Genomic DNA, 12790 nt, shown 5'->3' with positions numbered 1-12790 from the left:
CGCACAGTTGGGGATGTCGGTGCCGTTGTTGTCCTTGGCGACATCATTGCCCCAGCGGCTCAGGTAGAGGGCCGAGACATACTGGTTCTGCCACGGGCTGCCGGTGTCCAGGTCGGTGCGCAGCCACCAGTGGTTGTAGTCCGAGCCGTTGCGCGCCTCCGGACCCCACACCCGGCAGTACACGTAGTTCGTCCCCGCGTTCAACGTCCCCGACTGCCCACCACCACCCGGCTGCTGGAACCCCGGAGCAGCCGCGAACGTGTCCACCCAGAACTTCCCACCGGCGCCCGAGGAACCGCCGCCGACCTGCACGATGTCGTCGTTCTTCATCACGGAGTAGCGGATGTTGCGGACGTCCACGTCCGGCGGCACGGAGCTGCCCGGCGGCAGGAAGTGGACCGTGGTGTCATTGACGATCTTGTTGTAGCGGTACGGGGTGAACCAGGAGCCGTCCCACGAGTAGACCTTGTGCTTGATCGGTGTCGCCCCGAAGTCGTAGGCCCAGTAGCTGCTCTTCGAGCCGTCGGTCCACATGTCGAAGAGCTGCACGTGCCGCTTGTCGTGCACGGAGTCGAGGTGCACCAGCGGGTCACCGGGCAGGAGGTCGGACTTGTCGATCCTGGTCAGTAGTGACGGGTGCGTCAGCGACGAGCCCTGTTCCACCACCGCGTAGCTGTGGCCGAGGTTCAGCGCCATCGAGACGAAGCCCGAGCAGTCGGTGCGGTAGTACCCCCGCTGCTCGCAACCACCGACCCCCTGCCAGTCGTTGCGGATCGTCCCGATCCCGGTGAGGTAGCACTGGTCCGAGTCGTACTTGAGGCTCTTCTCGTACGCGTACCACCCCTCCGCCCTGGCGAGCACCTCGCTCCGGCTGATCGGTCCGCCCGGAGCGGATCCGCCCTCACTCGGTGGGATCTGAGCGTGGGCCGGGCCGGCCACCAGCACGGGCAGCAGCAGGGCGATCGCGAGGAGCGGGAGCAGTGCCAGCCGCAGCAGGCCTCGCAGGCCCTCGGGCATCGATGCCGTCGGGCTCATCCCTCGAATCCGTCGACGCGGATCGGCCGGTACGTTTCCGGTGGCGGCCTGCAGGCCCCTGCCGCGATGTGTCCGTTCCATGGTTCTCTCTCCTGAAGGTGACGGCGCTGCCACCACCGGGGCAGCGCCGGACGCCGGAGCCGCTTCCGTCCGGTCCGTCGGGGGACCCCGCTCCCGGTGTCGGTGGTCAGCAAACCCGACCGCCTCCCGGCCCGGTACCTACCAGGTCATAGAGGGGCGGCCGCCACCTCCCTAGGAGGTCGTAGATACCCCTTCACCCGCCGGTGCCCCATGCTCGGGATCCGACACCCGGCGGATCAACTGCCGCAGGGAATCCGGTCGTTCGAGAGTTCATGGCCCCGACGGTCTGAACGGCCGGAACGGAGAACCGGATCGTGAACGAAGGGACGTCCTCGTGCGAGGAAGACTCCGCAGAGCGCTGGCGGTGGGCACCACCGCCCTGATGGCCGGCGCGGCGGTACTGATGGGCACACCGGCGGCGCAGGCACAGTTGCCGCCCGACAACGGGGGTGGCACGCCCGGCACGTCGGTGGTGCCGTACACCTGGTACGGACAGGAGACGCCGAGCTGGTGCGCTCCGGCCGCCGTGCAGATGGCCTTCAAGGGGTGGCTGGGGGACACCCCGCACAGCCAGACCACGTACGCCCGGGACATGGGCACCACGGACAACGGGACCAGGGACATCACCCGGGTGGTCAACGCGCTCAACCGCTACGCTCCGGACTACCGGCGGGCGGCCGACTACGACTACCGGATGATGTCCTACCCGCCGGGGCCGGCTTCGCGGGCGGACTTCAAGAACGACCTGGTGCACAGCATCGACAACGGGCACCCGCTGGTCGCCAACATCATCGTCACGCGGACCAAGCTGAACCAGGGCGTGGCGAAGCCCACCAACTACCCGGACCCGCTGCCGGGCGCCGACCTCACGCACTTCGTCACGATCGTCGGCTACACCGACTACGGCAACGGCGTGATCGTGGCCGACCCGAGCGCGGAGGGCCGGGGCAACGACCCGACCAACCCCGACCCGAACCAGCGGGCCCGCTGGAGCAGCGTGCCGCGCACCTGGCAGACCTCCACCGTCAACATGGAGAACCTGATCGGTGACCGGGGGTACGCTGCCAAGCTGTCCTCCGGCGCGAGCCCGACCCCGCCGGACAACGGTGGTGGCGGCGGTGGTGGCGGCGGCGGTGGCGGCGGTGGCGGCGGCGGGGGTTCCACCGGTGGTGGGAAGTTCTGGGTGGACACGTTCGCGGCTGCTCCGGGGTTCCAGCAGCCGGGTGGTGGTGGGCAGTCGGGGACGTTGAACGCGGGGACGAACTTCGTGTACTGCCGGGTGTGGGGTCCGGAGGCGCGCAACGGCTCGGACTACAACCACTGGTGGCTGCGCACCGACCTGGACACCGGCAGCCCGTGGCAGAACCAGTACGTCTCGGCCCTCTACCTGAGCCGCTGGGGCAACGACGTCGCCAAGGACAACAACGGCACCGACATCCCCAACTGTGCGGGTGGGGGCGGGGGTTCCACCGGTGGTGGGAAGTTCTGGGTGGACACCTTCGCCGCGGCGCCGGGCTACGCCCAGGCCGGCAGTGGCGCGCGGACGGGGACGTTGAACGCGGGGACGAACTTCGTGTACTGCCGGGTGTGGGGTCCGGAGGCGCGCAACGGCTCGGACTACAACCACTGGTGGCTGCGCACCGACCTGGACACCGGCAGCCCGTGGCAGAACCAGTACGTCTCGGCCCTGTACCTGAGCCGCTGGGGCAATGACGTCGCCAAGGACAACAACGGCACCGACATCCCCAACTGCTGAACCCCGGATCCCGTCGTTGCCCGCCCGTTCCCGGAGAGCACCCGCTCTCCGGGAACGGGCCTTTCGCGCCCCGCCCGACCCCCGCCGGACGACGGGGTTCCCACCCCGCCGATCGACGGCACCTCACGGGTGTGGCGGGGGACACGCCAAGAGCCGCACCAATCGGCCGAGCCCGAACCATTCGCCGCACCGGATTGACCTTCCTGACCGCGGACCACCGGTGGTACCGTCGCGCCTCCCGAGCAGGGATCAGCCGGCACCTATGCCCTGACCTGGCATTTCGGGTTCATCCGGCGGAAATTTGGAGGGGCTGTGGCCAGCGTGCTCGTACACGTGCCAGGGCAGTACGGGCGCACGCCCGTGACGGTGGAGGTGGCTCCGGGACGGACGGTCCGGTTCGGCCGGGGCGCCCCGGGCTGTCCGGTCGACATCGAGCTGGCCGACCCGGCCGTGCCCCGGCTCGCCGGAGAACTCCGCGCCACCGAGGACTACTGGCAGTTGAGCAATCTGACGAGCGGTCAGAGCTACCTGGTGGAGAACCCCGAGGGAGCCGGCGAGTACTTCCGGGTGGCGCCCCGACGGTTGCGGGCCCCGGTGCCGTTCGAGTTCGCCCGGGTCGTGCTGCCCACCCGGACCGAGCCAGTGGCGTTCCAGGTGTTCGCGCCCGCCCACGCCTACCTCGAAGGCGGTGCCGACGCGGGGCTCGACGGGGCCGCGACACTGACACCGTTCTCGCTGGACGAGTCGGCGGTGTACTTCCTGGTGCTGACCGCTCTCTGCGAGGCCCGGTTGCGGGACGAGTCCACGGCCGCGATCCCGACCGCGCGGCAGGTCGCGGAGCGGCTGCAGCGCCACCCGGCCGCGGGCCGGCTCACCGAGCAGGCCGTCAGCTTCCACCTGGACTACCTCGCGCGTCACAAACTGCGGATCAAGCGGCCGGGAGACGCCGGACAACGGCTGGACTGGCGCAGGGAGGGCCTGGTGAACGCGGCACTGCGGTTCGGCCTGGTCCACGAGGCGCACCTCGGGCTGCTGGCCGGCCCGTGCCCGACCGTTCCGGCGGACTTCGCCGGTGGACCGGAGTCGATCGCCCCGCAGGGGAGAGCGGCATGATCACGGAGAGGAAGTGCACCGAGGAGGCCGTGCCGGCCGGCTACCGGATCGGGGACTGGGAGGTCACCGAGCTGATCGGGGCCGGGAGTTGGGCCACCGTGCACGCCGCGCGCTGGCGCGGCGCGGAGGGGACCGGCATGCCGGCCGAGGCCGCTCTGAAGGTCTTCTCGACGCAGGGCATGGCCCCCCGGCAGGCCCGACAGCTGTCGGAGACCGCGACCCGCGAGGTGGAGTTCGGCCGGGAGGCGGCCCACCCGGGGCTGATCCGGCTGCTCGACACCGTCGTCGTCTCCGATCCCGACCACCCCGTGCTGGACGGCGCCGTGGTACTGGTGATGGAGCGTGCCGCGACCAGCCTGTCGGAGGCGCTGGCCGCTCGTACCGCGCGGACCGAGGAGGGCGGGGACCCGGGGCTGCCCGAGGCCGGACGGATCCTCGTGGAGGTCTGCGAGGCACTGGCGCACCTGCACCGGTCGGGCTGGGTGCACGGCGACCTCAAACCCGCCAACATCCTGCTCGCGCGGGACGGTTCGGTCCGCCTCGCGGACTTCGGCCTGGCCGCCCGGATCGAGGGCACCCACGGCTACGCCCCGCCGGTCGGCTCGCCGGACTACCTGCCGCCGGAGCGGTGGACGGAACCGCTCGGCGAGCGCGGGGTCACCGTCCGGACAGGTCTGGACGTCTGGGCGTTCGGGGTGACGGCCCATCAGCTGCTCACCGGCGGCTCGCTGCCCTTCCCGGGCGCGACCCCGGCCGCCCGGCAGACCGCTCTGCACGAGTACGCGGCCGGGCAGGCTCCGCTCAGGCTCGACCGACAGGTCCCGGAGCGGTGGCTCGGAGTGCTCGCGGACTGTCTGGTCGCGGATCCGGCCCAACGCAGCTGGCACAGTGCCGAAGCACTGCTCCCCCGGGTCCGGGCCGCCGCCCGGACCGGCCGTGGCGGTGCCGGCCGGTGGCGTCGGCGGCTGCCGCTGATCGGCCTCGCCGCCGCGGTGGCAGCCGGTCTGGCAGTGGCTCTGCTGGCACCGTGGGAGCGGGCGGACGGGCCCACCACCGTCGCCAGTGCTCCCGTGACCGTCTTCAACATCGAGACGGCCTGCCAGCAGCAGAGCGAGCGGCTCAGGTCGTGCAGTCTGGGTCTGGCGCGCGACCCGCTCCGGAAGTACGACGCCTCCAACGTGGTGACGGAGCACCGGGTCTGGCACCGGGACGTCCTGACCGCCGACTGCGTCGTCTACCACGGCGACCGCGTCGCGGACGAGACCGGCGTCGGGAACGACCGCTGGTTCCGGGTCCTCCTCCCGGAGATCCCCAGCGGCCACGGCTGGCTGCCCGCCGTCCGGACCCACGACGACCCCGCCCTCGCCGAATGCGCGTCCCACCTGCTGCCCTGACGACGGGTCAGGACGGTGACGGTCCACAGCGGGATGGTCGCCGCCGCGAGCCACCGTACGGCGGAAGGAGCGTGACGGTGGTCGCCGGCGCCACGGGCCTGCGGGGCCGCTTCCGTCCTCGCGGCCCGGCCGGGCCACCCGCTCGGCGCACCAGCACACAACCCGCCACCGGCACCAGCTGACCCCGCACCCCACACACCCGGCAACGGGACCCACCAGCACCTCGTCACCGGAATCGCCGACTGGTACCTCCACGCCCCCCGCTACGGCACCCTCCTGCGCTCCCGCGCCCGCCTCGAACCCGAGCCGGCGTAGCCGGGTCGACCACCCGCGCCGTCCGGGCCGGTTGCCATGCGCTGGCACCAGCCCGGACGGCGCGCAGACGGCGCCGCGCTCCTCTGCCGAGGGCTACGCGCCGTGGTCGTTCGTCTCGTTCCTCCGCCGGGAACGCCGGACCAGAACAGCACCCAGAGCGATCAGGGAACCGCTGACTCCGGCCGCGAGCCCGGCGGACGTGCCGGTGACCGCCAGTGCACCACCGGCGGACTGCGCCTTGTACTTGTCCCTGGCCGCCGGGGTGTGCGCGTCAGTGTGCCGGGAGCCGCCGTCCGGGGCTGCGGTGGGGGCGACGACAGGCTTCACGGGCTGGGGCGACGTGGGCGAAGGGGTCGGCTTCGGAGTTGGGGACGGCGTGGGAGTCGGCGTAGGCGACGGCGTGGGAGTAGGCGTAGGCGACGGCGTGGGAGTCGGCGTAGGCGACGGCGTAGGAGTGGGCGACGGCGTGGTGTCCTGACGGGCGATCACGCTGGTGACGAGGGGACCGCAGGCTCCGCTCGCGCCGCCCAGGGCGGTGATGTTCAGACTTCCCTGGGTGGAGGTCGGGGTGAAGGTGAACGAGTGGTCGGTCCAGTCGCTGGTCGCCGTGACGTCCTGCGCGGGGCCGGCGGAAGGCTGGAGGCGGAGCTGGTCGACCGAGCTGGTGCAGCCCGGTGCCTGGCCGGCGCTCCTCTTGACCCGGTAGGTCACGGTCACCGGGGCGTCGGGCTTGGTGGTGAAGGTCGTGCTGATGCCCTTGCCGACCGTCGGCGCCACCGCGTTGAGGTCGGAACCGGGCTCGGCCCGGGTGATGGCCGAGCCCTGGTTGGACCAGAGGTTGACGCCGAGCGCGCTCGGCGCGGCGGGGACCGCGCGGACGGTCTGGAAGTGCGGATTGTCCTGGAGGATGGGGCCGCCGGAGGGTGCGGGCAGCACCGGTGCGAGTGCGTCGGCCCAGACCTTCGCCATCTTCGCGTAGCCGTTCGCGTTCGGGTGCAGCGCGTCGGGAAGGTCCGTGGCGGGGTCGACGGCATTGGACATGTCGACGTAGATGATGGATTTGTCGGTCTGCGCCAGTGCCTCGACGGTCGTCTTCAGCTCGGCGTTGTACTTCGGTCTCTCCGTCGGCCGCCAGCCGAGGTGCGTGTACGGAATGATGGACGCCACCAGGATCTTGGCATTCGGCGCCTGCTTCCGAACGTCCCCGATCAGGGTCTTCAGCAGCCCCGCGACTCCGTCGGACCCCGTCGTCATGTTGTTGGTGCCGATGTGCAGGAGCACGTAGTCGGGTGCGGCTCTGCCGACCAGATTGTCCCTGTTCACATTGGCGTCCAGGGCCTCGATCCGGATGCTGGAAGTCCCCTCGTGGTCGGGGTCTCCGCTGTCGGTGTTCTCGGCCCTGCGCCGCGATCCCACGAAGTCGACGTCGTACCCCGCGCGGTGCAGCAACGGCAGCAGGGGCTTGCGGTAGCCGCCCCAGTCCGTGGTGCCCCAGCCCTCCGTGATGGAGTCCCCCATCGGCATGATCTTGATCGGCGGCGGCACGGCCGCCCGGTGACCACCCTGCCCCGGAACGCCGGCCGGGGGCCCGGACCACCAGAAGCCGTAGGCGGTCCCGCCGGTGCCCGCGAGGGTGAGCGACGCGACGGCGCAGACGAGCGCGGCCCGCCGGCTCCGGGACGCGCGGGCGACGGACGTACGCGATTTCGTCATTCTTTTCCTTCTCCAGGAATTGGACGGAAACGGAACCTCGGCCGCCCTTTCGCGGGCACAAAGAGGCGTCGAGCCACCAGCCGCGCGGCACAGAGCCGTGTCAGAATCCGGCTTTCTCCACCCATGGGCGTCCACGGAAAATGACACCAGGAATCGCCATCCGACCCTGGCACCCAGTACGCAGGCACGAAATCTTCCCCTCGCACGGACCAGCACGCATATATCCCTATCAGCCCGGAGGACAAGGCACGCGAAGGGCCGTTCCGGGCAGGGGCGAACCCGACCCCCGTCAACACGGCGCTCCTGTCGACGGTGCCCCTGCCCCGCCGGCCGCCGCCCCGGACCGGCACCTTCTGTTACATTCCGCTTGCTCGACGTGGCCAGGCGCAACGAAGGAGCGACCCGAGGAAGCACGAGCTCGTTGGCGGTTGATGATGGTGGGTCAGTCCCTGCGCTTCGACAGCGTGGATCCGGAGGAGACCGAGGCGTTCCTGTCGCTGGCCTACACCCCGATGCGGATCGGTGGGCCGGTCGAGAACGGCAGGGTGCGGATCGACCGGCGAGCGGTCGGCCCGATGACGGTGGACCGGCTCGCCATCGGGTACCCGATGGCTTACGACGCACGGGAGTTGGGCCGGATCTGCCTCGCCGGCATGGACAGCGGGACGCTGGAGGTCCGGTCCGGCGGGCGCCAGGAGGTGTACGGCCCCGGGGACGCCTTCCTGGTCGCCCCACCCGACCAGCCGTACCGCGGCGAGGTCAGGGCCGCCCAATACACGCTCGTGCTCTTCGACACCACGCTGCTGGACGACGTCGCACCGACCGCCCCGGGCGACGGCCCGGTCCGGCTGACCGGCGACCGGCCGGTCGACGCGGCCGCCGGGCGGCGGCTGGCCGGTGCCATCGCGTACGTGCGCGACCACGTGCTCGACGCACCTGGCGCCGACGCGCACGAGCTCCTGGTGGGCACGGCCGCCCGCCATCTGGCCGCGGTCGCCCTGTCCGCCCTGCCGCACGCGGCCCGCGACGCCCGCCGCCCGGCCGACAGCATCGACGCCACTCCGGCCACCGTCCGCCGGGCCATCGCGTTCATGGAGTCCCACGCGGACCAGGACCTGTCACTCGCCCAGCTCGCTGCCGCGGCCCACGTCACCCCCAGGGCACTGCAGTACGCCTTCCGCAGACACCTGGACACCACGCCACTGGCGCACCTGCGCCGCATCAGGTTGGCCGCCGCCCATCGCCAACTGCTCGCGGCCGACCCCCGCCGCACCACCGTCACCGAGATCGCCATGCGCTGGGGCTTCGCCCACTCCAGTCACTTCGCGAGCGCCTACCGTGCCGCCTACCGCACCACCCCGGGCGCCACTCTGCGCTTGGCCCACTGACCACCGCGGGCCGGCAGGGGCGAGGAGTGTAGAGGTGGTCCCCGGCCCACAACGCCGACCTCGGCCGGGCGGGGCACCGGCCCGCCGCCGCGGACCGATCAGGTCCGACCTCCCCTCACAACTGGCGGATGAAGCGGGCCCGTTCGGCCTCCAGCAGCCCCCGGTGGCGCGACGGTGACCACACCACCAGACCGAGCCCCACGGCGGACACCGCCCTCGCGAGCAGCCCGCAGGTACCCCGCAGCTGCCGCAGCGGATCGAGGTCACCGGAGACCAGGCCCGTCACGGCCCGGTCGGTCTCCGGAGGGTAGGCCAGGACGGTGAGGTACTGCTCGATGCGCTCGGCCAGGAGTGCCGCCGGCATCGTGCCAGCCATGTCCTTCGCCTGGACACCGGCCTGGGTGAGCGCGTCGGTGAGCAGGATGTTCAGTTGCTGTTCGCAGCAGCCGGCCGCATGGCCGGCATGGGCCGAGGCCCGGAGCCGCCGAATGACGTCCGCGACGTTCTCGGCGTCCTGGTCGTGGACGGCGATGGCGAGGTCGAAGGCGGCGGCAGGACCGCTCACGGAGCCGGGAGCGAGGCCGTCGTACGGCGATGGGGCCGTCGTACCGGTGCCGCGACTGCGTGGCCTCGAGGGAGGAAACCCGGCAACTCCGGAGCGGGTGTTCCGGTTCAGCATTCTTGTCCCATTCGTTCTGCATATGCCAGATTTGGTGATCATTGGCGCATATGGCACCGCCGAAATCATGGGACAGCCGAGTCGGCATCGGCAGTCGCCCAGGCGAATCCGGCGGAGCGCGAAAACGAAATCCGAATGATCATCACACCGAGCCGGATTCGCGCACGCCACACCACCCGGGAATACCGGCGGCATTTCCTCCGGCGGGCGGAGGCCTCGCGGACCGCGTTCAACACCGGAACGGGTTCAACAAGCGCGGCCCCGTCCGTCCGTACCCGGCGGGCGGAGGCGGTGGGTTACTGGATCCACTGCGGCCCGCAGTCCCCGGGCGAGCAGCACGGAACTCCTGCGCTCGACCCGGGTGGGGCGCACGTGGAACCGGCCCGATGAGCCGAGGTGGAACCACCGCCGCGGGGATCCCGCCCCGGCGGGGTTCGGTCGGAAGACCGACGGGCGGGTCCCGTCCCCCTGGGAGTACCTGACCGCGCGTCGGCCGACTCCTGCCAAACGTCCGACGATCACCGACGCCGTCGCCGGCTCGGCCACCACCTCTGCCACCTCCCCGGACCGACCTCCGCCCCTCTCCTCTCACCCACGGCACCGAAGGGAACACCACCTCATGACCACCGTCACCCCGCACAGCCGCTACCAGCAGGACATCGCCGCCTACTGGAACGCCGAGGAGCGCCCCGTCAACCTGCGCCTGGGCGACGTCGACGGCCTCTACCACCACCACTACGGCGTCGGGGACGTCGACTGGTCGGTCCTGGAGACCCCGGAGACGGACCGGGACCAGGCGATCATCAACGAGATGCACCGCCTGGAGACCGCCCAGGCCCACCTGCTGATCCACCACCTCGGCGAGGTCAAGCCGGAACAGCGGATCCTGGACGCCGGCTGCGGCCGCGGCGGCACCTCCGTCCTCGCCCACCAGGCCTTCGGCTGCCACGCCGACGGCATCTCCCTCTCCTCCAAGCAGGTCGACTTCGCCAACCGCCGCGCCCGCGAGCTCGGCATCGACGACAAGGTCCGCTACCACGTCGGCAACATGCTCGACACCGGCTTCACCCCCGGGGCCTACCAGGCCATCTGGAACAACGAGTCCACCATGTACGTGGACCTCAAGGACCTGTTCGCCGCACACTCGGCGCTGCTCGCCCGCGGCGGCCGCTACGTGACCATCACCGGCTGCTACAACGACGTCTACGGACAGCCCTCCAAGGCGGTCTCCACCATCAACGCGCACTACGAGTGCAACATCCACGCCCGCTCCGAGTACTTCGCCGCGATGGCCGCCAACCGTCTCGTCCCGGTGCACGTGGAGAACCTCACCCCCGCCACCATCCCCTACTGGGAGCTGCGCACCCACTCCTCGGTCACCACCGGCATCGAGGACGCCTTCCTCAGCTCCTACAAGGACGGCAGCTTCCAGTACCTGCTGATCGCCGCCGACCGGATCTGACCGGCCGCCGGCGTCGACCGGCGAGCACGGCAGGGGCCGACGGCACCCTCGGGTCCGCCGTCGGCCCCTCGCCTCCCTGCCGTCGCCGACCGGCGGCGCGGCGGGCGACGGGCTCGCACCGGTGGGAGCACACCTGCCACCAGGGCACCGACAACGACGGGAAGGGAACTGTGATGGCCACGACTTGGACCGACCAGCACGAGAATCGGACCGGCTTCCTCCTGGACCGGGCCCGTGATCTCGCCGACAACCTCCTGCGCTCCTCGCTCGGCGAGCTGCCCCCGAGGATGCTCCTGGTCTCCGGATACCAGTTGGGGTGGTGGGACGCGGAGGGCGTGGAACGGGCGACCGGTTCCGGAAAGGCCCTCCGTCCCGCCCTGGCCCTGGCGGCCGCGAAGGCCGTGGGGGGAAGGCTGGAGGACGCGGTCCCCGCAGCCGCGGCCGTGGAACTGGCGCACAACTTCTCCCTGGTCCACGACGACGTGGTGGACCGGGACGAGACGAGGCGTCACCGGCCCACCGCCTGGAAGGCGTTCGGGACGGCCGACGCCATCATGGCCGGTGACGCCATGCTGGCGATGACGCCCCGGGTGCTCGCCCGGCACGAGCATCCGCAACTGGCCGAGTCGTTGCGCCGACTGGGCGTCGCGGTGGCCCAGCTCTGCGAGGGGCAGCATCTGGACTGCTCCTTCGAACGGCGCGCGACGGTCTCCGTGGACGACTGCCTGACGATGGCCGAGGCCAAGACCGGCGCGTTGCTCGGGGCGTCCTGCGCGCTGGGTGCCCTCAGTGGCGGCGCGCCTCCCGGAGTCGTCGCGGCCTTCGACTCGTTCGGCCGTCAACTCGGCCTGGCCTTCCAGCTGGTGGACGACCTGCTGGGCATCTGGGGCGACCCGGCGGTCACCGGAAAGCCCGTCGGTGCCGACCTGCGGGTGCGCAAGAAGTCCCTGCCGGTGGTCGCCACGCTGGCGATGACGACCGAGCCCGCGCGCCGGCTGCGCGCGCTCTACTCGGTCGACCGTCCGCTCAGCGCGGCCGAGGTGGAGCGGGCGACCCAGGTACTCGAGGAGGCCGGCGGCCGGATGTGGGCCCAGGACCGGGCCCGACGGCACCTGCTGAGCGCCCTCGACACGCTCGACTCCGTACTGCCCTCGGACGAGGACTCGGCGGAGCTCCGCGCCCTGTCCGCCCTGATCACCCGACGGAGGCTGTGAGCACCGCCGGGGAAGGCCTCGCCCTCCGGCCGCCGCACCAGGAAGGGACCCGCAGCCGTGACCGCGCCCACCACCCTCACCAGGCTGCCGGACCGTCGGTTGCCGGACCCGCTCGCCGGGCTGAACGGCCCCGACGACCTCAAGGACCTCGCCCCCGGTGTCCTCCCGCTGCTGGCCGAGCAGATCCGCACCCTGCTGATCGACCGGGTCACCGCCGTCGGAGGACACCTGGGTTCCAACCTCGGCGCGGTGGAACTGACCATCGCCCTGCACCGGGTCTTCAGCTCCCCGTACGACACCCTGCTGTTCGACACCGGCCATCAGGCCTACGTCCACAAGATGCTGACGGGCCGTCAGCACGAGTTCGGCACCCTGCGCCGGGCAGGTGGGCTCTCCGGCTACCCCAGCCGTGCCGAGTCGGTACACGACGTGATCGAGGGCGGCCACGCCTCGACCGCCCTCTCGTACGCCGTGGGCATCGCCGGGGCCCGCGCGCTGAGCGGCGAACCGGGGCGGGCGGTGGTCGCCGTCGTCGGCGACGGCGCCCTCACCGGCGGTCCGGCCCTGGAAGCGCTCGACGACCTCGGTGCCGCCCCGCAGCGACGGGTCGTCGTCGTGCTCAACGACAACGCCCGCTCCC

General features: G+C 71.5%; 8 protein-coding genes and 2 pseudogenes. 8 read left to right on the top strand and 2 right to left on the bottom strand.

Annotated features, from left to right (window positions below; all coding sequences use genetic code 11):
• Nucleotides 1-1498: 1498 nt before the first annotated feature.
• The 4 genes and pseudogenes from ABD946_RS40285 to ABD946_RS40270 all read left to right on the top strand — a co-directional run.
• Nucleotides 1499-2035, top strand: a pseudogene (locus ABD946_RS40285) (C39 family peptidase); the annotation flags it as partial.
• 531 nt (nucleotides 2036-2566) lie between these two features.
• A pseudogene (locus ABD946_RS40280) lies at nucleotides 2567-2872 on the top strand (M23 family peptidase); the annotation flags it as partial.
• Between the two features lie 312 nt (nucleotides 2873-3184).
• Complete coding sequence (locus ABD946_RS40275) at nucleotides 3185-3985, top strand: serine/threonine protein kinase (RefSeq protein ID WP_380149538.1); 801 nt, start codon at nucleotides 3185-3187, stop codon at nucleotides 3983-3985.
• The gene (locus ABD946_RS40270; protein ID WP_345290682.1) at nucleotides 3982-5379 is read left to right on the top strand and encodes a serine/threonine-protein kinase; all 1398 of its coding nucleotides are present in this window, start codon (nucleotides 3982-3984) and stop codon (nucleotides 5377-5379) included. Before ABD946_RS40275 ends, ABD946_RS40270 begins: the two co-directional genes overlap by 4 nt.
• A gap of 408 nt (nucleotides 5380-5787) precedes the next feature.
• On the opposite strand, the gene ABD946_RS40265 is transcribed toward ABD946_RS40270, so the two are convergent.
• Nucleotides 5788-7407, bottom strand: a complete 1620-nt coding sequence (locus ABD946_RS40265) for an SGNH/GDSL hydrolase family protein (RefSeq protein WP_345290681.1) — start codon at nucleotides 7405-7407, stop codon at nucleotides 5788-5790.
• A 431-nt stretch (nucleotides 7408-7838) separates the two neighbouring features.
• Between ABD946_RS40265 and ABD946_RS40260 the strand changes: the two genes are divergently transcribed.
• Nucleotides 7839-8795 carry an AraC family transcriptional regulator gene (locus ABD946_RS40260; protein ID WP_345290680.1) on the top strand — a complete coding sequence of 319 codons (957 nt, stop codon included), beginning with the start codon at nucleotides 7839-7841 and terminating at the stop codon, nucleotides 8793-8795.
• 115 nt (nucleotides 8796-8910) lie between these two features.
• Here the strand turns inward: ABD946_RS40260 and ABD946_RS40255 are convergent, their stop codons facing one another.
• Nucleotides 8911-9360, bottom strand: a complete 450-nt coding sequence (locus tag ABD946_RS40255; RefSeq protein WP_345290679.1) for a hypothetical protein — start codon at nucleotides 9358-9360, stop codon at nucleotides 8911-8913.
• A 733-nt stretch (nucleotides 9361-10093) separates the two neighbouring features.
• Between ABD946_RS40255 and ABD946_RS40250 the strand changes: the two genes are divergently transcribed.
• The 3 genes from ABD946_RS40250 to ABD946_RS40240 form a co-directional block, all read left to right on the top strand.
• Entirely contained in the window at nucleotides 10094-10936 is an 843-nt protein-coding gene (locus tag ABD946_RS40250) for a geranyl diphosphate 2-C-methyltransferase (protein ID WP_345290678.1), read from the top strand.
• 173 nt (nucleotides 10937-11109) lie between these two features.
• Nucleotides 11110-12150, top strand: coding sequence for a polyprenyl synthetase family protein (locus ABD946_RS40245; protein WP_345290677.1), 1041 nt, complete (start codon nucleotides 11110-11112; stop codon nucleotides 12148-12150).
• A gap of 57 nt (nucleotides 12151-12207) precedes the next feature.
• A partial coding sequence (locus tag ABD946_RS40240) for a 1-deoxy-D-xylulose-5-phosphate synthase N-terminal domain-containing protein (RefSeq protein ID WP_425558816.1) occupies nucleotides 12208-12790 on the top strand: 583 nt, incomplete at its 3' end.

It is taken from the genome of Kitasatospora albolonga, from assembly GCF_039535905.1.
Lineage (GTDB): Bacteria > Actinomycetota > Actinomycetes > Streptomycetales > Streptomycetaceae > Kitasatospora > Kitasatospora albolonga.
The sequence above is the reverse complement of the archived record's forward strand: the minus strand, read 5'-3'. Positions and strand labels throughout refer to the sequence as shown.

Coding starts and splice junctions, on each gene's coding strand:
- ABD946_RS40260 (WP_345290680.1), top strand. CDS start 7,839: ATGATGGTGGGTCAGTCCCTGCGCTTCGACAGCGTGGATCCGGAGGAG.
- ABD946_RS40270 (WP_345290682.1), top strand. CDS start 3,982: ATGATCACGGAGAGGAAGTGCACCGAGGAGGCCGTGCCGGCCGGCTAC.
- ABD946_RS40265 (WP_345290681.1), bottom strand. CDS start 7,407: ATGACGAAATCGCGTACGTCCGTCGCCCGCGCGTCCCGGAGCCGGCGG.
- ABD946_RS40245 (WP_345290677.1), top strand. CDS start 11,110: ATGGCCACGACTTGGACCGACCAGCACGAGAATCGGACCGGCTTCCTC.
- ABD946_RS40250 (WP_345290678.1), top strand. CDS start 10,094: ATGACCACCGTCACCCCGCACAGCCGCTACCAGCAGGACATCGCCGCC.